The organism is Streptomyces sp. NPDC056480, from assembly GCF_042795405.1.
Classification (GTDB): Bacteria; Actinomycetota; Actinomycetes; order Streptomycetales; family Streptomycetaceae; genus Streptomyces.
This window is the reverse complement of the sequence record NZ_JBHTSA010000116.1, coordinates 1-23,578: the sequence shown is the minus strand read 5'-3', so window position 1 is coordinate 23,578 and position 23,578 is coordinate 1. Positions and strand designations below refer to the sequence as shown.

Below are 23,578 nucleotides of genomic sequence, written 5' to 3'. Positions count from 1 at the left end.
GCGGTGAGGCCTCCCCGGCGCCGGAGCCGGAGAACGGTGAGCGGAAGGGTCAGACGGTCGGCGGCGGCGCCGTCGAGCCGCGCACCACGAGTTCGGGCTCGAAGAGGAGCTCACCGGGGTCCGTCTGGGTGCCCTGGATCTGGGCGCAGAGCAGCTCGACGGCGGCGCGCCCCATGGCCTCGATGGGCTGGCGCACGGTGGAGAGCGGCGGCTCGGTGCAGTTCATGAAGGCGGAGTCGTCGAAGCCGACGACGGACACCTGCGAGGGGACCGAGAGGCCGCGGCGGCGGGCCGCCCTGATGGCGCCGAGGGCGAGCGGGTCGCTGGCGCAGACGATGCCGGTGACGCCCCGCTCCAGGAGGCGGGTGGCTGCGGCCTGCCCGCCTTCGAGCGAGAAGATCGACCGCACGACGTACTCGTCCGGCAGTTCGCCGCCGGCGGCCTCGGCCACGGCGCGGGCCGCTTCCAGCTTGCGGCGGGAGGGGACGTGGTCGCTGGGGCCGAGGACGAGGCCGATCCTCTCGTGCCCGAGGGAGGCCAGGTGGCGCCAGGCCTGCTCGACGGCGACGGCGTCGTCGCAGGAGACGCAGGGGAAGTTGAGCCCCTTGATGGAGGCGTTGATCAGGACCACCGGGATGTTGCGCTCGGCGAGCTGGTGGTAGTGGTCGTGCGGGGCGTCGGCCTGCGCGAACAGGCCTCCGGCGAAGACGACTCCGGACACCTGCTGCTGGAGCAGGAGGTCGACGTAGTCCGCCTCGGAGACGCCGCCCTTGGTCTGGGTGCACAGGACCGGGGTCAGCCCCTGCTGCGCGAGCGCGCCGCCGATCACCTCCGCGAACGCGGGGAAGATGGGGTTCTGCAGCTCCGGCAGCACGAGGCCGACCAGGCGCGCGCGCTCGCCCCGCAGCTGGGTGGGCCGCTCGTATCCGAGCACGTCGAGCGCGGTGAGGACGGACTGCCGTGTCGCCTCGGAGACACCGGGCTTTCCGTTGAGGACACGGCTGACCGTCGCCTCGCTGACTCCCACCTTCTTGGCCACTTGAGCAAGTCGTCGCGTCATGAACGCAAGAGTATCGCAAACTTCGCAAGCGAGTTGCGTCGCCGCCAAGCTCTTGCAGCGAACGAACGCAACCCATGAGAGCGGACAACGCTTGAAGGGTTGACGGGCAGAAGGGCGCCTCATAACTTCAGGCCTTGATAAAAGGCTTGCTGTTGTTGCCCGTTGGGCGCGAGACGGCGAAAGGGTTGTCAGGTGCATAACACACATAGGCGTGTACGCACGTTCCTCCGGCGGGCGGTGGAGCGACGGGAGCGACGAGCGGCCGCCGGGCTCCGCGCCCGCCGCCTCCGGCCGCTCACCGCGCTGACCGCCGGCGCGCTCGTCGCCGGCAGCCTGGTCCTCACCGGGCCCGGAACCGCCCAGGCCGCGGGAGAGCGGGTCGACGTCTGGCTCACCACGACCTCCGACTCCGGCGGCCGTACCGTCACACGCGGTCTCGCCCAGCAGGCCCCCCTGGCGTTCGGCCCCGCCGGTGGCTCCGCGAACCACACGATCACCGTCAACGAGAACACCACGTACCAGCAGTTCGAGGGCGGGGGCGCGTCGATCACCGACACCACCGCCCATCTGCTCCGTGGCGGCGCCGTCAGCGCGGCCACGCGCGACGACGTCATGCGCAAGCTGTTCTCGCCGACCGAGGGCATCGGTCTGTCCTTCGTCCGCAACCCCATCGGCGCCTCGGACCTCTCCCGGCCGGGGAACGTCTCCCTGGACGACACCTGCTGCGATCTCGGCGACTTCGGCTCCAACGGCTACGACACGAACGTCCGGCTGCTGACCGCGCAGGCCAAGCAGCTCAACCCGGCCCTCCGGGTCAAGGGCGTGCCGTGGAGCGCGCCGGGCTGGATGAAGGACAACGGCCGGATGGACCAGATGGGCTGGCTGAAGGCGGAGTACTACCCGCTGTACGCCCAGTACCTGGTGAAGTACGTGCAGAGCTACCAGGCGGCCGGGGTGAAGGTCGACTACCTCTCCGTGCAGAACGAGCCGAACTGCTGTCAGGCCGGCAACCCGACCGCCATGAACTACCCGGGGATGAGCTGGAACCCTGCCGGGCTCGTCGAGTTCACCAAGAACCACGTCTACCCCGCCTTCCGGGCCGCGGGCATCACCACCAAGGTCCTCGTCCACGACTGGAACTACGGCGACTACGCCGGCTTCGGCGCCGGGATCCTGAACGACGCGGGCGTGCGCAACGATCCGCTGTTCGGCGGCATCGCCTGGCACGGCTACGCGGGCGACCCGGCCGTGGGCACCCAGGTCCACAACCAGTACCCCTCGGTGAAGCAGTTCAGCACCGAGCACTCGGGCGGCACCTGGATCGGGAACCAGCACAACGAGGACATGAGGGACATCGTCGACTACGCCCGCAACTGGAGCGGCAGCCTGGTCAAGTGGAGCCTCGGGCTCAACCAGAACATGGGCCCGCACAACGGCGGCTGCGGCACCTGCACCGGTCTCATCACCGTGCAGGAGGGCGGCGCCCGGGCCGGACAGGTCGACTACACGGTCGAGTACTACACGACGGGCCACCTCACCAAGTTCGTGAAGCCCGGCGCGTACCGCATCGACTCCACCGCGAACAGCACGGTCCAGAACGTGGCCTGGCGCAACTCCGACGGCTCCAAGGCGCTGATCGCCCACAACGGCGGCACCTCCGCCCAGTCCGTCCGGGTCGACTGGGGCAACCAGTCCTTCACGTACACCCTGCCCGCCCGCACCACCGCGACCTTCACCTGGTCGGGGACGACCGGCGGCGGCGAGACCCGCACCGGCACGCTGACCGGTCTGGCCGGCAAGTGCCTGGACGTGGCCGGCGGCGCCACCGCCGACGGCACCCCCGTCCAGCTCTACGGCTGCAACGGCACCGAGGCGCAGCGCTGGACCCTCGCCGCCGACGGCAGCGTCCGGGCGCTCGGCAAGTGTCTCGACGTCACCGGCGGTTCGACGGCCGACGGCGCCCAGGTCCAGTTGTACAACTGCAACGGCACCGCGGCGCAGCGCTGGACGTACAACGCCACGACGCACGACGTGGTCAACACGGGCGCGAACAAGTGCCTGGACATCACCGGCAACTCCTCCGCCGACGGGACACGGGCTCAGATCTGGACCTGCACCGGTGGGGCCAACCAGAAGTGGACCCACAACGCGGCCTGATCCCCCGCCCCTCGCTCCCCTCCGTCCCCCTCCCCCGCACAGGGCCCGGACCAAGGCCCTTCAAGGAGCCCGCATGCCACCCGCACGTCCCCGCAGAACGGTGAGCGCGGCCGTCGTCGCCGCGACGGCCGTCCTCACCGGTCTGCTCACCGGCGGCCTGCCGAGCGCCGCCGCCCAGGAACCCGCACCCCGGGCCGTCGACCGCTTCGAGGGTGAGGTCCCCTTCGCGTCACCGCCCGCCGAGGGCCTGTTCACGTGGGGGAACGCCACCGAGTCGCACCCGAGGCTCGAACTGAGGGAGCGCGCCGACGCCCCCGAGGGCGGCAAGGTCCTCGAAGGCCGCTACGACATCAGCGGCTGGGGCGGCTTCACCCACGACTTCGCCTTCGACCGGCCGGCGCACGACTGGACGGCCTACAAGGGCATCCGGTTCTGGTGGTACGGCCAGAACACGGCGCCGCTGCCGCCCGGCTCGGGCAAGCGGATCGCCCTGGAGATCAAGGACGGCGGGGCGAACGGCGAGGCGTCCGAGCTGTGGACGACCTCCTTCACCGACGACTGGGAGGGCTGGCACCTCGTCGAGGTCCCGTTCTCGGAGTTCCAGTACCGGACCGACTACCAGCCCGTCGGCGGCATCGACCAGGTCCTCGGCCTCGACCGGATGTGGGGGTACGCGGTCACGCTGCCGACCGGCGGGCCGGGGTCGTTCGCCCTGGACGGCGTCGAGCTGTACGGCACGGCGGAGCCCGCACTGACCACCAAGGTGGTCACGAAGTCCGTGGTGCACCCCGTCGACGAGGGCGGCAGCGCCCGGGTGGACGTCTCGGTGGCCACCACCGGCTCCGGACCGATCGGCGAGCCCGTCACCGTGTCCTACGCGACGGAGAGCGGCGGCACCGAGCCGGGAGGAGCCGAGCCGGGGAAGGACTACCGGCCCGTCACGGGCAGTGTCGTGTTCCCCGCGGGGACACCCTCCGGTACGACCCGCTCGATCACCGTGCAGACCCTGAAGGACGGTTCGGCCGAGTCCGCCGAGACGATTCCGCTGCGGCTCGCCGTCGACGGCGCCAAGCCGCCCGCCGAGACCCCGCTGGTCGTGGTGAACGCGCACGGCCTGCCGTACCTCGACGCCAGGCTGCCGGTACGCGAGCGGGTCGCCGATCTGCTCTCCCGGATGTCCCTGGCGGAGAAGGTCGGCCAGATGACGCAGGCCGAACGCAACGCGCTGCGGGCCCCGGGCGACATCGCCGGGTACGCGCTCGGGTCCCTGCTCTCCGGCGGCGGCTCGGTCCCCACGCCCAACACGCCCGCCGCCTGGGCGGCGATGGTCGACGCGTACCAGCTGCGCGCGCGGGCGACCCGCCACCAGATCCCGCTGATCTACGGCGTGGACGCGGTGCACGGGCACAACAACGTCATCGGCGCGACGATCATGCCGCACAACATCGGCATCGGAGCCGGCCGTGACCCGGAGCTCGCCGCGCGGACCGGCGCCGTCACCGCGAAGGAGGTCCGGGCGACCGGCGTCCCCTGGGACTTCGCCCCGTGCCTCTGCGTGACCCGCGACGAACGCTGGGGCCGTTCCTACGAGGCCTTCGGCGAGGACCCGGCGCTGGTCACCGCGATGGAGACCGTCATCAACGGCATGCAGGGCGCGCGCAACGGGAAGGACCTCGACCGCAACGACAAGGTCCTCACCAGCGCCAAGCACTTCGTCGGCGACGGCGGCACCGCCTTCGGCTCCTCGACCACCGGTTCGTACACGATCGACCAGGGCGTCACCAAGGTCAGCCGCGCGGAGCTGGAGGCCGTGCACCTGGCTCCGTTCGCGGAGGCGGTGAAGCGCGGTACGGGCACGGTCATGCCCTCGTACTCCTCGCTCGACGTCCTCGGGGACGAGCGGGGTCCGGTGAAGATGCACGCCAACGCCGAGATGATCAACGGCGTCCTCAAGGACCGCATGGGCTTCGAGGGCTTCGTCATCAGCGACTGGCAGGCCATCGACCAGATCCCCGGCGACTACCCCAGCGACGTACGCACCTCGATCAACGCCGGTCTCGACATGATCATGGTGCCGACGAACTACCAGGAGTTCACCCGGACCCTCACCTCAGAGGTCGGGTCCGGCCGGATCTCCACCGCGCGGATCGACGACGCGGTGGCCCGCGTCCTGACCCAGAAGTTCCGCCTCGGCCTCTTCGAGAAGCCGTACGCGGACACCACGAACCTGCCGTCGATCGGCTCGGCCGAGCACCGCGCGGTGGCGCGGGAGGCCGTGGCGAAGTCGCAGGTGCTGCTGAAGAACGAGGGCTCCGTCCTGCCGCTGAAGCCCGCCCAGAAGGTGTACGTGGCCGGGTCGAACGCCGACGACCTCGGCAACCAGGCCGGTGGCTGGACCATCAGCTGGCAGGGCTCGTCCGGCCGCACCACGACCGGTACGACGATCCTCGAAGGGATGCGGAAGGCCGCGCCGGAGGCCGGGATCGGCTGGTCGAAGGACGCGTCCGTGCCGACCGACGGCTACGACGTCGGTGTGGTGGTGGTCGGCGAGACCCCGTACGCGGAGGGGTTCGGCGACGTGGGCAACGGCAACGACCTCGAACTGACGGCCGCCGACAAGGCCGCGGTGGACAAGGTCTGCGCGGCGATGCCGTGCGCGGTCCTGGTCGTGTCGGGCCGGCCGCAGCTCGTCGGCGACCGGCTGCCGGCCGTCGACGCCCTGGTCGCGTCCTGGCTGCCGGGCACGGAGGGCGACGGTGTCGCCGACGTCCTCTACGGCAGGCGGCCGTTCACCGGACAGCTCCCGGTGACCTGGCCGAAGTCGGAGGCCCAGCTGCCCCTCAACGTGGGTGACAGCGACTACGACCCGCAGTACCCGTACGGCTGGGGGCTGACCACCCTCACCCCGACGCCGTCCGGCGGGGAGCCCGCGCTGCGGGCGCTCCGGGTCGCCGCCAAGGCGCTCCAGGCGGTCGGCCGGGGCGACTCCGCCGAGGGACGGAAGCTCGTCGCGGTGGCGCGGCAGATCGTCCAGCAGAGGATCGGCCGGCACATCACCGAGGCCACGGCCAAGCCGTTCGCCGACGCGGACCATCTGCTGCTCACGGGTGATCTCCCGGGCGCGGTCGGGAAGCTGACGGAGGCGTACCGGGCCGCGGGCTGACGGAGAGCGCGGGAACAGGGCCCGACCCCCGGGGGAGAGACGCACCCCCCGGGGGTCGGGCTTGTCGTGATCACCTTCCCGAGCTATCTTGCATTGCATGGTTCCTGGTAACGCAATGAACGAGGCGGGCGACAGGGTCCCCAGCCAGCTCCGCAAGGGAGTACTGGAGTACTGCGTCCTCGCGCTGCTCAGGGACGAGCCGAAGTACGGCGTCGAGCTCGTCGCAGAGCTCTCCGCGGTCAGTGTGATGACCACCAGTCAGGGCACGATCTACCCCCTGCTGTCACGACTGCGCCGCGAGGGGCTCGTCGCCACCGAGCTGCGCGACTCCCCCAGCGGACCGCCGCGCCGCTACTACACGCTCACGGGCGTCGGCCGGGCCTCCCTCGCCGAGTTCGCCCAGGCGTGGCCGCTGTTCAGGGACGCCGTCGATCACTTCCTCACCGACCCACAGGGGGACTCCGCATGAACACCACCGACCAGCACCCGCTCGTCACCGCCTACCTCGACGCCGTCGCACGCGAGACGTCCGAGCTGCCCGCCGAGCGCCGGGCCGAACTCCTCGCGGACCTCCGCGAGCACATCGAGGTCAGCGGCGCGCAGGGCGACGACGAGATCCGCGCCGTCCTCGCCGGCCTCGGCGAGCCCCGTACCGTCGCCGCCTCCGCCCTCGCCGAGGAGGCCCCGGCCGGACAGGCGCCCGTCTCCGGCGCCGGACGGGGCAGGCTGACCGCGATCCTGCTCGGAGCCTCGGGAGTGCTCCTGCTGCTCAACCCGTGGGTGGGCGCCCTCGCGCTGATCGCCGCCCTGGTGCTGCTCTGGGGCGCGCCGCTGTGGACCGGGCGGCAGAAGGCCCTGGGGACCGCCGCGGGCATGGCGGTGCCGGTCGTCGTCTTCCTGGGCGCGCTGCTCGGGGCCGCGTCCCGGATCGGGATCGTGGAGCTCCTGTTGATGCTCGTGTTCTCGCTGGGCGTGCCGATGCTCGGCGCCGTCCTGCTGCTGCGTGCCGCACGCCGCTGACGGTGCGGCTCGGTGCGGCTCGGTGCGGCTCGGTGCGGCTCGGTGCGGCTCGGTGCGGCACGGCGCGGCACGGCGCGGCTCCGGGACGGAGCCCCTATGGGGGGCGTGCCCCGGAGCCGCGCCGTGTGCGCGACCCGATCAGGCCGCGGGTCCCGGGATCCGGAGCGCCTCGGCGTTGCGCTCCCAGCCGGACCACAGGCCGCTGTCGACGCAGTAGCCGCACCCGGGGCCGAAGAACATCCCGCGCGCGTTCTCGTCGCCGAGCAGCCAGTAGCGCAGCCAGGCGGTCGTCGGGGCGCGGAAGTCCCCGCCGTCGCCGATGGAGCTGAGGTGCCCGGCGCCCCGGACCTCTCCGTACACGGCGGGGGCGTGGTCCGTGTCCCGGTACAGGGCCTTCACCAGGGCCGGCCACACCGTCAGGTCGCGCTGGCCGGCGAGGTAGAAGACGGGCTCGTCCATGAGGTCCGGGTCGGTCAGCGGACCCGGCTGGATCGGGATGGCGGTGTCGACCCGAGGGTCGACGGCCGCGTTGACGGCGGCGGCTCCGCCCTGCGAGTGCCCCGCCGAGGCGATGTGGTCGAGGTCCACCTTGCCGTGGAACGCGCTGGAGCTGTCGGCGTTCCGGTGCTCCAGGACGTCGATCCCCGCGCGCATGCTGATCGCGAAGTTCGAGGTGGGGGTGTTGGCGGCGGCGACGATGAAGCCCTGGCTCGCCCAGTGGCGCAGCAGCGAGCTGTAGATGCCGGGCACGGCGCCCGTCCCGTTGCCCCAGATGACGACCGGGTGGCGCTCGCCCGACTGCCCCATGTTCCGCGGGTAGTAGAAGGTGTGCACCGCCTCGATGTCGACGGCCACCTCGTACGGACCCGTCCGGCCCCAGTCGGTGCCGACCGACGGAACGGTGCCCGCGGTCCCCGCGTCGGCGGCCGCGCCGGCCGTGCCCGGCGCGGTGCACACGGCCATCACGGCGGCGAGCAGCAGACCGCCGAACACACGACTCGTTCTCCCTGGCATACGAACTCCTTTACGGATCCGGCACGTTGCGCGTCCTCGCAAGCGTGACCAGGCCATGATCGAGCTCACCGGGGCGGGTGTCTGTCCGCAGGAGCCCAGACCTCGCGCCACCCCTCTGTGCAACTGCCCAGAACGCACGTCGCCCCCGCCGAATCCGTGGTTCGGCGAGGGCGACGTGCGAGGTGTTGCTCGGTGGTGGCGGCCCGGGTCAGCGGGCCAGCAACTGGAGCGTGTCGATCACGCGGTTGGAGAAGCCCCACTCGTTGTCGTACCAGGCGACGACCTTGATGTGGCGGCCTTCGACGCGGGTGAGCTCCGAGTCGAAGATCGACGAGGCCGGGTTGCCCGTGATGTCGGAGGAGACCAGCGCGTCCTCCGAGTACTCCAGGACACCGGCGAGCGGGCCGGCCGCGGCGGTGCGGTACGCCTCGAGGACGTCCTCACGGGTCACGTCGCGGGCGACGGTCGTGTTGAGCTCGACGATCGAACCGACCGGGACCGGAACACGGATCGAGTCGCCCGACAGCTTGCCGTCCAGGTTCGGCAGCACGTGGCCGATCGCCTTGGCGGCGCCCGTCGAGGTCGGAACGATGTTGACGCCGGCGGCGCGGGCACGACGCGGGTCGCGGTGCGGGCCGTCCTGCAGGTTCTGCTCCTGCGTGTAGGCGTGGACCGTCGTCATGAAGCCGTGCTCGATGCCGGCCAGGTCGTCGAGGACCTTGGCGAGCGGGGCGAGCGCGTTCGTGGTGCACGAGGCGTTCGAGACGATCGTGTGCAGCTCCGCGTCGTACGCGTCGGTGTTGACGCCGTACGCCAGGGTGACGTCGGCGCCGTCGGCGGGCGCGCTGACGAGGACGCGCTTGGCACCGGCGTCGATGTGGGCGCGGGCGGCCTTGGCGTTGGTGAACCGGCCGGTGGCCTCGAGGACGATCTCGACGCCCAGCTCGGCCCAGGGAAGCTGCGCCGGCTCGCGCTCGGCGAGGACCTTGATGCGGCTGCCGTCGACGACGAGGGTGTCGCCGTCGACGCTCACGGGACGGCCGAGGCGGCCCGAGGTCGAGTCGAAGGCGAGCAGTCGCGCGAGGGCCTTCGGCTCCGTCAGGTCGTTGACGGCCACGACCTCGAGGTCGGTGTCGCGCTCGAGCAGGGCGCGGAGCACGTTCCGTCCGATGCGGCCGAATCCGTTGATGGCGATGCGAGTCATGAATGGTGTCCCTTCAACTTCTGCGTCGCCACCAGGTTCGCTCGCCGGGAACGGTCCTGACAGAGGCGAGATCGCCACGGTCCGCAAGGATCGCGCCAAGACCCGGCCGGAGGGGCTACTCGCCCTTGGTGAAGGTGCGCCGGTAGTCGCTCGGCGTGGTGCCGAGGATGCGCTGGAAGTGCAGGCGCAGATTGGCCCCGGTGCCGAGGCCGACGTCGGCGGCGATCTGCTCGACGCTCCGCTCCGAGCGCTCCAGGAGTTCCCGCGCGAGGTCGACGCGGGCGCGCATCACCCACTGCATCGGCGTGTACCCGGTGTCCTCGACGAAGCGCCGGGAGAAGGTCCGCGCCGAGACCGCCGCGTGGTGGGCGAGGACGTCGAGGGTGAGCGGTTCGCCGAGCCGGTGCAGGGCCCATTCGCGGGTGGCGGCGAACCGTTCGCCGAGCGGCTCGGGCAGGCTGCGCGGCACGTACTGCGCCTGGCCGCCGCTGCGGTAGGGGGCGGCGACCAGACGGCGGGCGGCGTGGTTCGCGGCGGCCACGCCGAGGTCGCCGCGCAGGATGTGCAGGCACAGGTCGATGCCGGAGGCCGCGCCGGCGGAGGTGAGCACGCTCCCCTCGTCGACGAAGAGGACGTTCTCGTCGACGTGGACGAGGGGGCGCTTCGCCGCGAGTGCCTGGGTGTAGTGCCAGTGGGTGGTGGCCCGCTTGCCGTCGAGCAGCCCGGTCGCGGCGAGCGCGAAGGCGCCCGTGGAGATGGCGGCGAGGCGGGCGCCCCGGTCGTGGGCGGCGATCAGCGCGTCGACCACACCGCGCGGCGGGTCCTCGCGGTCGGGGAAGCGGTAGCCGGGGACGAAGACGATGTCGGCCCAGGCGAGCGCGTCGAGGCCATGGGCGACGGCGTACGAGAGGCCGTCGCCCCCGGCGACCAGACCGGGTTCCGCGCCGCACACCCTCACCTCGTACGGCATGCTCGCGCGGGTCGTGAAGACCTGCGCGGGGATGCCGACGTCGAGCGGCTTCGCCCCTTCGAGTACGAGGACGGCGACGCGGTGGAGGCGGGGAGTGGGCGGCACGGGTACAGCCTAGGCGGGCGGCCCGCGCCGCCGGCCGACGGCTTCGCAGGTCAGCGCGTCACCTCCAGCGGGTCAGCGCGTCCCGACCGGAAGAAGCCGGCGGGGCGGCGCGCCTCGGACCGGACGAAGCCGGGGGGCGGCGGCAGGTCCCCGACCGGACGGAACCGGCCGGTCAGCGCGTCACCGTCCACTTCTGGTTCGCGCCGCCGCCGCACGACCAGATCTGCAGCCTGGTGCCGTTGGCCGAGCTGTTGCCGGTGGCGTCCAGGCACTTGCCGGATCCGAGGTTGACGACGTCCCGGGCGGCGTTCGCGGTCCACTGCTGGGCGCCGCTGCCGTTGCAGTCCCACAGCTGGACGGGGGTGCCGTCGGCCGTACCGGCGGAGGTGACGTCGAGGCACTTGCCCAGCGCCCGTACCGTGCCGTCGGTCCCCACGGTCCATCGCTGGGCGCCGGTGCCGTTGCAGTCGTAGAGCTGCACGGGGGTGCCGTTGGCGCTGTTCGCTCCGGCCACGTCGACGCACTTGCCGCCGATCCCGGTGATCGGTCCCCCGGTGGTCGGGGTGTCCGCCGTGGTGACGCGGACGTGGTCGACGACGAGCTGCTGCGGGAAGGTGGTCGAGCCGTCGGGGTCGCCGGGCCAGTAGCCGCCGACCGCGAGGTTGAGGATGAGGAAGAACGGCTTGTCGAAGACCCAGGCGCGGCCGCCGAGGTCGGCGGGCGTACGGGTCTGGTACACGGTGCCGTCCACGGACCAGGTGATCTTCCCGGGCGACCAGTCGACGGCGAAGGTGTGGAAGGCGTCGGCGAAGGCCTGGCCGCCGGGCAGGGTGTAGCCCGCGCCGATGCCGCCGGAGCCGGAGTAGCCGGGGCCGTGCAGGGTGCCGTGCACGGTGGACGGCTCGAAGCCGACGTTCTCCATGATGTCGATCTCGCCGGAGGCGGGCCAGCCGACCTGGCCGAGGTCGTTGCCGAGCATCCAGAACGCGGGCCACATGCCCTGACCGCGCGGCACCTTCATCCGGGCCTCGACGTGGCCGTACTGCGCGGTGAACTTCCCGGAGGTGTTGAGCCGCGCCGAGGTGTACTCGCACCGGCCGTACCAGCACTGGTAGTTGCCGGGGTTCTCCTTGCGGGCGGTGATCACGAGGTGGCCCTGGCCGTCGAGGGCCGCGTTGCGGTTGCCGGCCGTGTAGTACTGCCGCTCGTGGTTGTTGACGTTGTCACCGGTCTCGATCTGCCACCGCGAGCCGTCCACGGGGAGCCCCGCGGCGCCGTCGAAGGTGTCGGAGAAGGTGACGGCGGCCGCGTCGGCCGCCGGCTGGAGGGCGGCGGTTCGGAGGGCTGCGCTCGCGTCGGCGGGGCCGGTGGGCCGGGTGGGGCCGGTGGGACCGAGTGCCGCGGTGGCCAGGGCCAGGGCGAGTGCGGTCACGGCGGTGAACAGCGGCCGCCGTGCTGAACGGGCGGAGGGCATGACTCTCACTTCCGTCGGGTGTGGGGGAAGGCAGACCCTTACCATGTCCATGACACAGCAAGGGCCTTGGGTGCCCCCATGATTTAAGAAGTGAAGTAAGGGGGCGTCAAGAGGTGCGGACTCCCCCGCGCGTCACGGTCAGTTGGGGTTGCCGGCGTGGGTGAGGGTCTCCCAGGCGACGAACAGGTTGTCGGTGCCCGCCGGACGCCGGGACTCGGTGAGGTTCTGGGTGTTCGTCATCCCGTACCCCATGCGGTGATGGAGCGCGTTGAAGCCCACCTCGGTGACCGGCCCGAGGTGGTCCTTGAGCGTGCCGCCGCAGAGCCAGCTCGGGACCGCCGCGCCGAGCTCGTACTTGGCCTGGAGGCCGAGCGCGTGCCGCAGCCGGTCGGCGACCTCGGGATAGAGGTCCTGGCCCTGGATCCGGCTCGTCTCGGCGATGTGCGAGATGGCGGACAGGCCGTAGCCGGTGTGGGTGAGGTCGCGGCAGGTCTCCTGCGTGAGGCCGTCGACGAAGGTCGTCTGCCCCTGCCAGTACCGGACGATCTCGTCGCGCGTGTCGAGGCCGCTCCCCGGGGCCGCCTTCGGCAGGGCGCCGTCGCTCGCGAGGTAGATGTACGCGGGGACGCGGCCGCGGAACTTGGCCACGGCCTTGTCGTACGCGGCGCGGTCCTCCAGGAAGACGGAGATGCCGATGGCCGCCTCGGTCATGCTGAGCTCCCAGTTGCCGTTGGAGTGGGAGCCGTTGGCGACCTCAGGGAGGTAGACGTTCCGCAGCATGGTCTTGAACCGGTCGACGCGGGCCTGCGGCCAGCCGGTATAGGTGTAGCGGATGATCTCCGCGGCCCGTGGCCAGGAGGATCCGGCCCAGCCGGTCTGCAGGGGCGCGTTCGAGTTGGTGTGGTCGGTGATCACCCCGGACCAGGCGTCCATGATCTCGATGGCCTTCTGGGCGTACCGGCTGTCCCGCGTGACGTACCAGGCGAGGGAGAGCGTGTACGCGGCGATGGCGTCCTCGCGCTCGTCGGTGCAGCCGTTGTTCGGGTTCGAGTACGAGCCGCACTCGACGACGGAACGGGGCTTCGGGACCCGGGAGAGCGAGGCGTACTTGCTCGCCGCCATCTGGTCGTAGGCGCCCTTCCAGGGCTGCGCACCGGCGTTGACCCGCTCCCGGGTGAAGTCGAGCTGACCGCGGGAGACCAGGACGCCGGGGTGCGTGAACGTGGTGGGGGCCGCTTCGGCACTGCCTCCCCCGGGTCCCGCGACGAGGGTGGCGAGGAGGGCGGCGGCCAGCAGGGGAACGGTGAGCAGCACAGTCCCTCCCCCGCGCTTCCGGTGGGAGGCACCGCGTCGTATGACCATGGGGTTGCTCCTTCTTCAGATATGTGAACGACCGATCACCATCGAGGGTGGAACCTAAAGGTCTGAACCAAAGGCGTCAAGGCGAAGGCGTGCGTGCCCAGTGCACACTTTCAGCCATTCGGGCGGTCGGTGGACGCCACCCCGAGGAGCTGCAGCCGTTCATCACCATGAACCACCTGTGATCGATCACGACGGGCCCGACCTGACGGACGTGTCCGACGGCCGGGCCACCACGCCGTACGATTCCCCTCGTTGTCACTTACATCGTCCGAAGGAGATCTCCCATGGCCCAGGTCACGCTGAAGGGCAGCCCGGTACAGGTCAACGGCACCCTGCCGACCCCGGGAAGCCAGGCTCCTGACTTCACGCTCGTCGCCGAGGGCCTGGCGGACAAGTCGCTGAAGGACTACGCCGGTCAGCGCAAGGTCCTCAACATCTTCCCGAGCGTCGACACCCCGACCTGCGCGTCCTCGGTCCGCGCGTTCAACGAGAAGGTCGGCACGCTGGAGAACACGGTGGTGCTCTGCATCTCCGCCGACCTCCCCTTCGCGCAGGCCCGCTTCTGCGGCGCCGAGGGCCTCGAGAACGTCAAGAACCTCTCGACGCTCCGCGGCCGCGAGTTCCACACCAACTACGGCGTGGAGATCGCCGACGGCCCGCTCGCCGGCCTGACCGCCCGCGCGGTCGTCGTCCTCGACGAGAACGACACCGTCCTGCACGCGCAGCTCGTCGGCGAGATCGCCGAGGAGCCCAGCTACGAGGACGCGCTCGCCGCGCTCAAGTAGGAACGCCGCCGCCTCACGGCGACGCACGGAGCCCCTCCACCGCCACGGTGGAGGGGCTCCCCTGCGTTCCCTGTCAGGCGCAGACGGGGCAGAGCCCGCGGTACGTCACGTCGGCCTTCGACACGGTGAAGCCGAACCGCTCCGCGGGCGGGAGGACCGTCAGCGGGTCCCCCGTCGGGTGGACGTCGCGGATGATGCCGCAGTTCGAGCAGACCAGGTGCTGGTGCGCGTGGTGCGCGTTCGGGTCGTACCGCTTCGCCCGGCCGTCCGTGGAGAGCTCCACGACCTCACCTAGGGCCACCAGCTCACCCAGCGTGTTGTAGACGGTCGCCCGCGCGATCTCCGGAAGGCGTGCCACGGCGCGCGCGTGCACCTCGTCGGCCGTGAGGTGGACGTGTTCGCCGGCGAGGACCTCCGCGACGACACGCCGCTGGGATGTCATACGCCAGCCACGCGCACGCAGGCGCTCCAGCAGGTCACTCATTTCGGCTCACCCCTTCCGATGATTGGCGTGGTTCTTGACTTGGACTCTGTCCATCGTAGGATCGGTTCCGGCAATAGCCAAGGCACACCACGGCTCCGGTCGGGCACGAGACACCCCACTGGTGCCCGCCCCGGCTGAGCACCACGATCCGCCCCGTCCGGAAGGATTTGCATGTCCGAGAACCACGACGCAATCGTCACCGACCCCTCCCCCGAGGGCACGGGCGGCTGCCCGGTCGCGCACGGCCGTGCCGCGCACCCGACCCAGGGCGGCGGCAACCGCCAGTGGTGGCCGGAGCGGCTCAACCTGAAGATCCTCGCCACGAACCCCGTCGTGGGGAACCCGCTCGGTGCGGAGTTCGACTACGCCGAGGCGTTCGGCGCCCTCGACCTCGCGGCCGTCAAGCGTGACATCGCCGAGGTGCTCACCACCTCGCAGGACTGGTGGCCGGCCGACTTCGGCAACTACGGCCCGCTCATGATCCGCATGGCCTGGCACAGCGCGGGCACGTACCGCATCAGCGACGGCCGCGGTGGCGCCGGTGCCGGTCAGCAGCGCTTCGCGCCGCTGAACAGCTGGCCGGACAACGGCAACCTGGACAAGGCCCGCCGTCTGCTGTGGCCGGTGAAGAAGAAGTACGGCCAGAACATCTCCTGGGCCGACCTCATGATCCTCACCGGCAACGTCGCCCTCGAGACGATGGGCTTCAAGACCTTCGGCTTCGCCGGTGGCCGCGCCGACGTCTGGGAGGCCGACGAGGACGTCTACTGGGGCCCCGAGACCACCTGGCTCGGCGACGAGCGCTACACCGGTGACCGCGAGCTGGAGAACCCGCTCGGCGCGGTCCAGATGGGCCTCATCTACGTCAACCCCGAGGGCCCCAACGGCAACCCGGACCCGGTCGCCGCGGCCCGCGACATCCGTGAGACGTTCCGCCGCATGGCGATGAACGACGAGGAGACCGTCGCCCTCATCGCCGGTGGCCACACCTTCGGCAAGACCCACGGCGCAGGCCCCGCGGACAACGTCGGCGACGACCCCGAGGCCGCTCCGCTCGAAGCGCAGGGCTTCGGCTGGGCGAACTCGTACGGCACCGGCAAGGGCGCCGACGCGATCACCAGCGGCCTCGAGGTCACCTGGACCACCACGCCCGCGCAGTGGAGCAACGACCTCTTCAAGCACCTCTTCGAGTACGAGTACGAGCTCACCCAGAGCCCGGCCGGTGCGAACCAGTGGGTGGCGAAGAACGCCGAGGCGATCATCCCCGACGCCCACGACGCGTCGAAGAAGCACCTCCCGACGATGCTCACCACCGACCTCTCGCTGCGCTTCGACCCGGCCTACGAGCAGATCTCGCGGCGCTTCTACGAGAACCCGGAGCAGTTCGCGGACGCCTTCGCCCGCGCCTGGTACAAGCTGACGCACCGTGACATGGGTCCGGCCGTCCGCTACCTCGGCCCGGAGGTCCCCTCCGAGGTCCTCCTGTGGCAGGACCCGCTGCCGGCGCGCGAGGGCGAGACGCTCGACGCCGCGGACATCGCCTCCCTCAAGGAGCAGATCCTCGGCTCCGACCTCACGGTCGCGCAGCTCGTCTCCGCGGCCTGGGCCGCGGCGTCCTCCTTCCGCGGCAGCGACAAGCGGGGCGGCGCCAACGGCGGCCGCATCCGCCTGGAGCCGCAGCGCAACTGGGAGGTCAACAACCCGGACGAGCTCGCCCAGGTGCTGCGCACGCTCGAGGGCGTCAAGGCCTCCTTCGACGCCGCGGGCGCCAAGAAGGTCTCGATCGCCGACCTGGTCGTGCTCGCGGGCTCCGCGGCCGTCGAGAAGGCCGCCGAGGACGGCGGCTTCGACGTCCAGGTGCCGTTCACCCCGGGCCGCGTGGACGCCGCGCAGGACCAGACGGACGTGGAGTCCTTCGCCGCGCTCGAGCCGCAGGCCGACGGCTTCCGCAACTACCTCGGCAAGGGCAACCGCCTGCCGGCCGAGTACCTGCTGATCGACCGCGCGAACCTGCTGACCCTGAGCGCGCCGGAGCTGACGGTCCTCGTCGGCGGCCTCCGCGTCCTGGGCGCGAACCACCAGCAGTCCGCGCACGGTGTCCTCACCACGACCCCGGGCACCCTGACGAACGACTTCTTCGTCAACCTGCTCGACATGGGGACGACGTGGACGGCGACCTCCGAGGACGCCACCACCTACGAGGGCCGTGACTCCGCCACCGGCGAGGTCAAGTGGACGGGCACCCGCGCCGACCTGGTCTTCGGCTCGAACTCCGAGCTGCGCGCGCTGGCCGAGGTCTACGCGAGCGACGACGCGAAGGAGAAGTTCGTGACGGACTTCGTCGCCGCGTGGACCAAGGTCATGGAGCTGGACCGGTTCGACATCGCCTGATCGTTCGACATCGCATGGTCACCGGCCGGGAACGGCCGTGAACGACTGAACCCCGTGTGATCCCCAGGGGCCCGACCGGTCGACTCCCTCGACCGGCCGGGCCCTTGCGCATCGGCGCGGACGTGCCGGTTCCGCAACCCGTGCCCCGTGTCAGGAACCGTTCTCGGACGTTGGCACTCATGATCCATGGGTAACGGGGCCAGGCCGCACGGTCGGGTGTTCCCGGTGCCCTGCGGCGCCCGTCCGCCGTGCGCCGTGCGCCGTAACGAACGATTCGGAAGAAGTCGAGGAATCACCGTGCCCCTGTCGTCGCACCGACGCCTGGCCGTGAGTGCCACCCTGATCGCCGCCCTCGCCGCGGGCGTCGCCCCCGCCACCAGCGCGTTCGCCGCTCCCGTCGCGCCCGCCGCCGCCGGGACTCCCGCGGTCCCCGCCCCCGACATGGACGGAGTCGTCGCCGCGCTGAACTCGGCCATGGCCAACGGCGCGCCGGGCGCGATGGCCCGGTTCGTCGGTCCCGACGGGGTCCGCAGCCGGACCGTCGGCGTCCAGGACCGCGTCTCGGGCGCGCCCATGGACATCCACTCGCGCTTCCGGATCGGCAGCGTCAGCAAGACGTTCTCCACCGTCGTGCTGCTCCAGCTGGTGGAGGAGGGCAGGCTCCAGCTCGACACGCCGGTCAACACCTACCTGCCCGGCCTGCTCCCCGACGACCGCATCACGGTCCGTCATCTGCTGACCCACCGCAGCGGTCTCGCCGACTACACGAACGCGATGTTCGAGCACACGGTGCCCGGCTTCGAGGCCGTGCGGAACCGGGTGTTCAGCTACCAGGAGCTCGTCGACCTCTCGCTGAGCGAGCCGCGGACCACCCAGCCCGGCGTCTCCTACCAGTACTCGAACGCCAACTTCGTGGTCGTCGGCATGCTGATCGAGAAGCTCACGGGCCGGCCCGTGGCCGACGCGTACGAGCGCCGCATCTTCAAGCCGCTGAAGCTGACCAGGACGTCGTACGTGCACCCCGACACCCGCATCAAGGGCGCCCACGTGCGCGGCTACCTGCACCCGGACGAGGAGGGCGGCGCGCTGGTGGACTCCACGGAGCAGACGGTCTCCTGGGCGCAGTCCGCCGGGGCCGTCATCTCCAGCCCCGCCGACCTGAACACCTTCACCAGCGCGCTCATGCGCGGCCGGCTGCTGTCTCCGGCGATGATGGAGGCCATGACGACGGTCACCCCGACCGACGCCACCAACACCCGGTTCTACGGGCTCGGTCTGCGCCGCTACAACCTGTCGTGCGGCACGCAGGTGTACGGGCACACGGGCACGGTGCAGGGCTTCTACACGTACACCTTCTCGACCCGCGACGGCCGCCGCAGCGTCTCGGCGATGGCGAACACCTCGAACCACGGTGCCGCCAACACGGCGCTCGGCGGGACGCTGGAGGCGGCGTTCTGCGGCAAGAAGCCGGTGCCCGCCGCGTCCTCGCGCGCCGCCGCCTCGCCCACGGCCCGCGACCTGACGTCGCTGCCGGCGGAGCGGGACCTGCCCGAGCGCCACTGAGGCGCTCCTGACCCGGGTCGTCAGGCCTCGTACTCGGTGAGGTCGATCGCGTAGACCCGCAGGGGGACGTCGAACTCCGGGTGGGTCGCCTCGCGCTCCTCGGTCATGCCGAGCTTGCCGATGACGTTCTCGGACGCCTGGTTGCTGATGTGGGTGATGGCGACGACCCGGTCGAGCCCGCGGTCCTGGAGTGCGAACTCCAGGACCGCGTGGGCGGCCTCTGAGGCGTATCCCTGGCCCCAGAACTGCCTGCCCAGACGCCAGCCGATCTCCACGTCCGGCATCACCTCCGGGAGGAACTCCGGCAGGGAGAGACCGGCGAAGCCGATCAGCTCGCCCGAGGCGATGAGCTCGACGGCGAAGATCCCGAAGCCCTCCTCGTCCCACTCCTCCTCGTACCGCTCGATGTCCTCGGCGGTCCGCTCCAGGTCCCGGACCGAGCCGTCCCCGATCCAGCGCATCACCTCGGGATCGGCGTTGATCTCGGCCAGCGGGACAAGGTCGTCGTCGCTCCAGCGCCGGAGGATGAGACGGGGGGTACGAATTTCGGTCATGCCCCCATCCTGACGCACGGGACGGGCACCCCACGCCACCGGCCCTCCCGGTCGCTCTGCTCGGGACCGGTGCCACCACGTGGTGGGTGACCGAGCAGCCCCAGGCCGCTCCGTCGGGGGTACGGACGGCATGGGGGCCGGTGCGATGGTCGGGGCGGACCGGCCGGACCAGGAGTCCACGGTCGGCGAGGTGGCACTGCGGGAGGCCTCTGCGCGGGCGCGCCGCATGTGCCGGGCTACGCGGCCTCTCCGGCTCGCGCGAGGTCGGAGGGGTCCGTGTTGGCGCCGCAGAGGACCACGCAGACCTTCTCGCCGGGGGCCGGGCGGTAGCCGTGGGCCGTGTCGCCCTGCCGGTCGGGCGCCGTGAGGGCGGCCAGGGCGGTGGCGGCGGCGTGCTCGACGGCGAGGCGGCGATCGTCCCACAGGGCCCGGCGGGCACGGATGATCGCGGTGTCCGGGACGAGGACGGTACGGACCGAGTCGTGCCGGGCGGTCGCCAGGGCGGTGGCGGAGGCTCGGCGGGCGCCGAGCGAGTCGGCGGCGACGGAGTCGACGGTGACGTCGACGGGGTGTCCGGCCCGGAGCGCGGCGTCGAGGGCGCGGCAGTTCTCGGGTTCGACGGCGACGGTGCGGATGCCGTGGTGCCGGGCCGCGGTGGCGACGCCGGAGAAGAGGCCGCCCCCGCCGACCGCGACGACGACCGTGTCGAGGTCCGGGATCCGGTCGTGGATCTCGTCGAGCAGGGTGCCTGCCCCGGCGGCGATCAGCGGATGGTCGTAGGCGTGGGAGGCGAGCGCCCCGGTGTCGGCCGCGAACTCCTCGCAGGCCGCCAGCGCTTCGGCGTACTCGGTGCCGACGAGCCGGACGTCGGCGCCGTAGCCGGCGAGCCTGTCGGCCTTCACCTTCGGGGCGGTGGTCGGCAGGAAGACGGTGGCCCGGACGCCCTGCCGCAGGGCCGCCCAGGCGCAGGCGAGGCCGGCGTTGCCGCCGGAGGCGATCGTGACCCCGGCGGCGGGAAGGGTGCCGTCCTCCCGGTGGGCGAGCAGGAAGTTCTGTGCGCCTCGCGCCTTGAAGGAGCCGGTGTGCTGCAGGTGTTCCAGGGCGAAGTGGAGCGTGTACGGCTCGGCGCCGGGCTCCGCCTCGGCCACCGTGACGGGGCGGACCTGTCCGGCGATCCGATCGGCGGCGGTCTTGACGTCGGCGTATGTGAGGGGGGTGTGCACGGGGGCTCCTGGTGCGGGTCGGAGTACCGGGGGGTGTCGTGCCGTCGATCCTCTCAGGAACGCGGTCCGCCGCGGTGGGGCCGGGGCACGGCACCGCCCCGGAGGCGCCGGCTGCCTCCGGGGCGGTGCGTGGTCGGAACTACGGGACGTCTCTCACCTGTCCGGAACTACGGGAGGTCCCGCCCCTGTCCGGAGCTGCCTGAGGTCCCGCACCTGTCCGGAACTACGGGACGATCTTCAGGAGCCGGTTCGGGGAGCCGCTGCCCGGGCTGGTCACCTTGCCGGTCGTGGCGCCGTTGACGAGGGCCGTGGACACCTGGGCGGGTGTCGCGGAGGGGTGCCCGGCGAGGTAGATCGCGGCGGCGCCGGCGACGTGCGGGGTGGCCATCGAGGTGCCCGAGATCGTGCTGGTGGCGGTGTCGCTCGTGTTCCAGCCCGCGGTGATCGACACACCGGGGGCGAAGAGGTCGAGGACCGAACCGTAGTTGGACCAGCTGGCCTTGGCGTCGGTGTTGCTCGTGGCGCCGACCGTGATCGCCGCCGGGACCCGGGCGGGCGACGTCGAGGAGGCGTTGACGCCGGAGTTGCCCGCGGCGACCGCGTAGGTGACGCCGTCGGCGATGGAGTTCTTCACGGCGTTGTCGAGGGCGGTGGAAGCACCGCCGCCCAGGGAGAGGTTGGCGACGGCCGGGGCACCGGCGGTGTGGTGGGCGGTGACCCAGTCGATGCCCGCGATGACGCCGGCCGTGGTCCCGGAGCCGTTGTTGTCGAGGACGCGGACGGCCACGATCTTCGCCGACTTGGCCACACCGTAGGTGGTTCCGGCGATCGTCGTGGCGACGTGGGTGCCGTGGCCGTTGCCGTCCTGCGCGACGGTGTCGCCGTCGACGGCGTCGTACCCGTTCACCGCGCGCCCGGCGATCTCGGAGTGGCTGATCCGGACGCCGGTGTCGATGACGTACGCCGTGACGCCGCCGCCGGCGGAGTCGGGGTAGGTGTACGTGCCGGAGAGCGGCAGGTTCGTCTGGTCGATGCGGTCCAGACCCCAGGGGGCGTTGGTCTGCGTCGCGTCGGCGCGGACGATCTGGTTCTGCTCGACGGAGGCGACGGCCGGGTCGGCGGCGAGCCGGCGGGCCTCCGTCGCGTCGAGGGTGGCGATGTAGCCGTTGACGGCGGAGCCGAACGTCTTGCGGACCGTGCCGCCGTAGCCGGAGATCAGGCTGCGGCCCTTGGCGGAGGCGGCCTTGAAGCCCGCGCCCTGCTTGAGGGTGACGATGTAGCTGCCGGGTATCGCGTCGGCCGAACCCGCCGCGAGGACGGTGCCCTCCGCGGGGGCGGCGTGGGCCGGGACGGCGGCGAAGGTGCCGAGCAGGGCGGCGATGCTCGCGGCGGAGGCCGTCACGGCGAGGCGGGTCCGGGTGTTCTGCGGGAGTGCCATTACGAGGGATTCCTCCTCATGGGCGTCGCGCCCGGTGGGGTGGGACTGCGCGACTGTGGGGGGCGCACGTGGGGCCACGTGCACGGTCGGGACCGGTGTGTCCGGTCCCGGCGTGATCAGCAGCCTGGCCGCTCTACGGGCGTGGCTCAAGGAAGTTGGCGCCTTGTCATGCATCTGCCACACGCCTGCAATCGAACCCCCGCCGAACCCCTCCGAACTGGCCTGATCAGGCTCTCTCGTGGCCGGGACGCGCGGTCGGGGAGTCCGGCAGGGCGCGGGCGAGCGCCATGGCGAATCCGTCCGGGTTGTCCAGCATCAGGTTGTGGCCCGCCCCGGGGATCTCGACCACCGGGAGCCCGAAACCGGCGGCCTTCTCCGCGTCGGGGTCCGGCAGGCTCAACTCCCCCACCAGATACGTCCGGGGGATCGCGAGCCCGGCGAGGAGGTCACCAGGGGCGGGCGTACTGCCCTCGACCAGGGCGACCGCACTGCGGTGCACGGCTCTCGGGTCGGCGAGGCGGAGCCGGGCCGCGTAGTCGGCGCGGTCGACGCCTGCCACCATCCGGACGAACCCCTCCGCCACGAACGCGTCCTCCTCCTGGGAGGCCACCGGGGAACTGAACTCTCCCCCGCCCCCGTAGAGGTTCGGCTCCGCCACCACGAGCCTCGCCACCAGCTCGGGGCGTGCCGCCGCCAGATGGATCGTCACCGCACCGCCCATGGAGTGCCCGACGAGGTCCACTCCCCTGAGCCCGAGGTGGTCGAGCACCGCGGCGACCGCCTCCGCCTGGGACTCCATGCGGTAGTCGAAGTCCGCCGGCCGGTCGCTCAGCCCGTACCCGAGCAGATCCACGAGCAGCGCCCGGCCGCCGCCGAGCGCGGGGTGGGCCGCGATGTGGGCGAAGTCCGAGGCCGAGGTGCACCCGAGGCCGTGGACGAACACGCGCACGGGCCCGTCGCCCGCGCCCGGCAGGTCGATCCATCGGATGTGTGCCCGCTGCCCCGCCAGGAACAATTCCCGCATGCCGTGTGCTCTCCCCTGTGTCGTGCCCGTCCGTCATGTCGGGAGCCAGCCTAGGATTCGACACTGACAACGCCGGGGCGGGCGGGCGGCGATACAGGATCAACGGAAGGGGCACCATGCCACTCGAAGGTGAATACGAGCCCAGCCCGACGGCATGGGTGCGCAATCAGGTCGAGCTGTACGAGTCGTCCGGCGGCACCAAGGGCACGACCATGCGGGGCATGCCGGTCGTCCTGGTCACGAACCGCGGCGCGAAGAGCGGGAAGCTCCGCAAGACCCCGCTCATGCGGGTCGAGCACGAGGGGGCGTACGCCCTCGTCGCGTCGAACGGCGGCGCCGTCAAGCACCCCGTCTGGTACCACAATCTCGTCGCCTCTCCCCTGGTCGAGGTGCGCGACGGCACCCAGGCGTGGGACATGGAGGCCCGTCTGGTCACCGGCGAGGAGCGCGCCGCGTGGTGGGAGCGGGCGGTCGCGGCCTTCCCCGACTACGCCGACTACCAGCTCAAGGCCGAGCGGGAGATTCCGGTCTTCGTGGTCGAGCGGGTGGGCTAGGGCCTGTCCGGCGGATCACGGCCGGGCCGTGAT

The 23,578-nt window shown here is 71.6% G+C and carries 19 protein-coding genes; 8 read left to right on the top strand and 11 right to left on the bottom strand.

Translation table 11 applies throughout. The features are described 5' to 3' along the window. Positions 1–49: 49 nt before the first annotated feature. A complete protein-coding gene (locus ACFQ79_RS33350; protein ID WP_187624817.1) occupies positions 50–1,060 on the bottom strand; it encodes a LacI family DNA-binding transcriptional regulator in 1,011 nt (336 codons plus the stop codon). Between the two features lie 237 nt (positions 1,061–1,297). Here ACFQ79_RS33350 and ACFQ79_RS33345 point away from each other — a divergent pair, with 237 nt between their 5' ends. From ACFQ79_RS33345 to ACFQ79_RS33330, 4 genes are all read left to right on the top strand, one after another. After that, positions 1,298–3,217, top strand: a complete 1,920-nt coding sequence (locus ACFQ79_RS33345; protein ID WP_383590390.1) for a lectin — start codon at positions 1,298–1,300, stop codon at positions 3,215–3,217. Positions 3,218–3,290: 73 nt separating this feature from the next. Further along, entirely contained in the window at positions 3,291–6,380 is a 3,090-nt protein-coding gene (locus ACFQ79_RS33340; RefSeq protein WP_383590388.1) for a glycoside hydrolase family 3 N-terminal domain-containing protein, read from the top strand. Positions 6,381–6,477: 97 nt separating this feature from the next. Continuing rightward, positions 6,478–6,849: a PadR family transcriptional regulator gene (locus tag ACFQ79_RS33335; protein ID WP_030317059.1), complete on the top strand. Its 372-nt coding sequence runs from the start codon at positions 6,478–6,480 to the stop codon at positions 6,847–6,849. Continuing rightward, entirely contained in the window at positions 6,846–7,400 is a 555-nt protein-coding gene (locus tag ACFQ79_RS33330; protein WP_383590386.1) for an HAAS signaling domain-containing protein, read from the top strand. The genes ACFQ79_RS33335 and ACFQ79_RS33330 overlap by 4 nt, the downstream gene beginning before the upstream one ends. Positions 7,401–7,538: 138 nt before the next feature. On the opposite strand, the gene ACFQ79_RS33325 is transcribed toward ACFQ79_RS33330, so the two are convergent. The 5 genes from ACFQ79_RS33325 to ACFQ79_RS33305 form a co-directional block, all read right to left on the bottom strand. Further along, the gene (locus ACFQ79_RS33325; protein ID WP_383590384.1) at positions 7,539–8,414 is read right to left on the bottom strand and encodes an acetylxylan esterase; all 876 of its coding nucleotides are present in this window, start codon (positions 8,412–8,414) and stop codon (positions 7,539–7,541) included. A gap of 208 nt (positions 8,415–8,622) precedes the next feature. After that, a complete protein-coding gene (gene gap, locus ACFQ79_RS33320) occupies positions 8,623–9,618 on the bottom strand; it encodes a type I glyceraldehyde-3-phosphate dehydrogenase (protein ID WP_383590382.1) in 996 nt (331 codons plus the stop codon). A gap of 115 nt (positions 9,619–9,733) precedes the next feature. Beyond that, positions 9,734–10,693: a helix-turn-helix domain-containing protein gene (locus ACFQ79_RS33315; RefSeq protein WP_355966906.1), complete on the bottom strand. Its 960-nt coding sequence runs from the start codon at positions 10,691–10,693 to the stop codon at positions 9,734–9,736. 172 nt (positions 10,694–10,865) lie between these two features. Beyond that, complete coding sequence (locus ACFQ79_RS33310; RefSeq protein ID WP_383590380.1) at positions 10,866–12,167, bottom strand: ricin-type beta-trefoil lectin domain protein; 1,302 nt, start codon at positions 12,165–12,167, stop codon at positions 10,866–10,868. Between the two features lie 138 nt (positions 12,168–12,305). Beyond that, entirely contained in the window at positions 12,306–13,529 is a 1,224-nt protein-coding gene (locus tag ACFQ79_RS33305) for an alginate lyase family protein (RefSeq protein WP_383590378.1), read from the bottom strand. Positions 13,530–13,813: 284 nt separating this feature from the next. Here ACFQ79_RS33305 and tpx point away from each other — a divergent pair, with 284 nt between their 5' ends. Beyond that, a complete protein-coding gene (gene tpx / locus ACFQ79_RS33300) occupies positions 13,814–14,314 on the top strand; it encodes a thiol peroxidase (RefSeq protein WP_383590376.1) in 501 nt (166 codons plus the stop codon). Between the two features lie 73 nt (positions 14,315–14,387). Here tpx and ACFQ79_RS33295 read toward each other — a convergent pair whose 3' ends face one another. Then, on the bottom strand, positions 14,388–14,798 hold the full coding sequence (locus ACFQ79_RS33295; RefSeq protein WP_383590374.1) for a Fur family transcriptional regulator: 411 nt from the start codon (positions 14,796–14,798) through the stop codon (positions 14,388–14,390). 171 nt (positions 14,799–14,969) lie between these two features. On the opposite strand from ACFQ79_RS33295, the gene katG reads away from it, so the two are divergent. Together katG and ACFQ79_RS33285 are read left to right on the top strand one after the other, a co-directional pair. Next, the gene (gene katG, locus ACFQ79_RS33290; RefSeq protein WP_383590372.1) at positions 14,970–17,189 is read left to right on the top strand and encodes a catalase/peroxidase HPI; all 2,220 of its coding nucleotides are present in this window, start codon (positions 14,970–14,972) and stop codon (positions 17,187–17,189) included. A 297-nt stretch (positions 17,190–17,486) separates the two neighbouring features. Beyond that, positions 17,487–18,752 carry a serine hydrolase domain-containing protein gene (locus tag ACFQ79_RS33285; RefSeq protein ID WP_383590371.1) on the top strand — a complete coding sequence of 422 codons (1,266 nt, stop codon included), beginning with the start codon at positions 17,487–17,489 and terminating at the stop codon, positions 18,750–18,752. A gap of 20 nt (positions 18,753–18,772) precedes the next feature. On the opposite strand, the gene ACFQ79_RS33280 is transcribed toward ACFQ79_RS33285, so the two are convergent. From ACFQ79_RS33280 to ACFQ79_RS33265, 4 genes are all read right to left on the bottom strand, one after another. Next, positions 18,773–19,306, bottom strand: coding sequence for a GNAT family N-acetyltransferase (locus tag ACFQ79_RS33280; protein ID WP_383590369.1), 534 nt, complete (start codon positions 19,304–19,306; stop codon positions 18,773–18,775). 236 nt (positions 19,307–19,542) lie between these two features. Further along, positions 19,543–20,529, bottom strand: a complete 987-nt coding sequence (locus ACFQ79_RS33275) for a threonine/serine dehydratase (RefSeq protein WP_383590367.1) — start codon at positions 20,527–20,529, stop codon at positions 19,543–19,545. Positions 20,530–20,752: 223 nt separating this feature from the next. Further along, positions 20,753–21,967 (bottom strand): S8 family peptidase, encoded by a 1,215-nt coding sequence (locus ACFQ79_RS33270; protein ID WP_383590365.1) that lies wholly within the window; start codon positions 21,965–21,967, stop codon positions 20,753–20,755. A gap of 226 nt (positions 21,968–22,193) precedes the next feature. Then, positions 22,194–22,991, bottom strand: coding sequence for an alpha/beta fold hydrolase (locus ACFQ79_RS33265; RefSeq protein WP_383590363.1), 798 nt, complete (start codon positions 22,989–22,991; stop codon positions 22,194–22,196). A gap of 116 nt (positions 22,992–23,107) precedes the next feature. On the opposite strand from ACFQ79_RS33265, the gene ACFQ79_RS33260 reads away from it, so the two are divergent. Beyond that, a complete protein-coding gene (locus tag ACFQ79_RS33260; RefSeq protein ID WP_383590361.1) occupies positions 23,108–23,545 on the top strand; it encodes a nitroreductase family deazaflavin-dependent oxidoreductase in 438 nt (145 codons plus the stop codon). Positions 23,546–23,578 lie beyond the last annotated feature (33 nt).

Bases quoted from the DNA above. Each gene is read 5' to 3' on its own strand.
- ACFQ79_RS33350 (WP_187624817.1), bottom strand. From the start codon at position 1,060: ATGACGCGACGACTTGCTCAAGTGGCCAAGAAGGTGGGAGTCAGCGAG.
- ACFQ79_RS33340 (WP_383590388.1), top strand. From the start codon at position 3,291: ATGCCACCCGCACGTCCCCGCAGAACGGTGAGCGCGGCCGTCGTCGCC.
- ACFQ79_RS33335 (WP_030317059.1), top strand. From the start codon at position 6,478: ATGGTTCCTGGTAACGCAATGAACGAGGCGGGCGACAGGGTCCCCAGC.
- ACFQ79_RS33330 (WP_383590386.1), top strand. From the start codon at position 6,846: ATGAACACCACCGACCAGCACCCGCTCGTCACCGCCTACCTCGACGCC.
- ACFQ79_RS33325 (WP_383590384.1), bottom strand. From the start codon at position 8,414: ATGCCAGGGAGAACGAGTCGTGTGTTCGGCGGTCTGCTGCTCGCCGCC.
- gap (WP_383590382.1), bottom strand. From the start codon at position 9,618: ATGACTCGCATCGCCATCAACGGATTCGGCCGCATCGGACGGAACGTG.
- ACFQ79_RS33310 (WP_383590380.1), bottom strand. From the start codon at position 12,167: ATGCCCTCCGCCCGTTCAGCACGGCGGCCGCTGTTCACCGCCGTGACC.
- ACFQ79_RS33305 (WP_383590378.1), bottom strand. From the start codon at position 13,529: ATGGTCATACGACGCGGTGCCTCCCACCGGAAGCGCGGGGGAGGGACT.
- tpx (WP_383590376.1), top strand. From the start codon at position 13,814: ATGGCCCAGGTCACGCTGAAGGGCAGCCCGGTACAGGTCAACGGCACC.
- ACFQ79_RS33295 (WP_383590374.1), bottom strand. From the start codon at position 14,798: ATGAGTGACCTGCTGGAGCGCCTGCGTGCGCGTGGCTGGCGTATGACA.
- katG (WP_383590372.1), top strand. From the start codon at position 14,970: ATGTCCGAGAACCACGACGCAATCGTCACCGACCCCTCCCCCGAGGGC.
- ACFQ79_RS33280 (WP_383590369.1), bottom strand. From the start codon at position 19,306: ATGACCGAAATTCGTACCCCCCGTCTCATCCTCCGGCGCTGGAGCGAC.
- ACFQ79_RS33270 (WP_383590365.1), bottom strand. From the start codon at position 21,967: ATGGCACTCCCGCAGAACACCCGGACCCGCCTCGCCGTGACGGCCTCC.
- ACFQ79_RS33265 (WP_383590363.1), bottom strand. From the start codon at position 22,991: ATGCGGGAATTGTTCCTGGCGGGGCAGCGGGCACACATCCGATGGATC.
- ACFQ79_RS33260 (WP_383590361.1), top strand. From the start codon at position 23,108: ATGCCACTCGAAGGTGAATACGAGCCCAGCCCGACGGCATGGGTGCGC.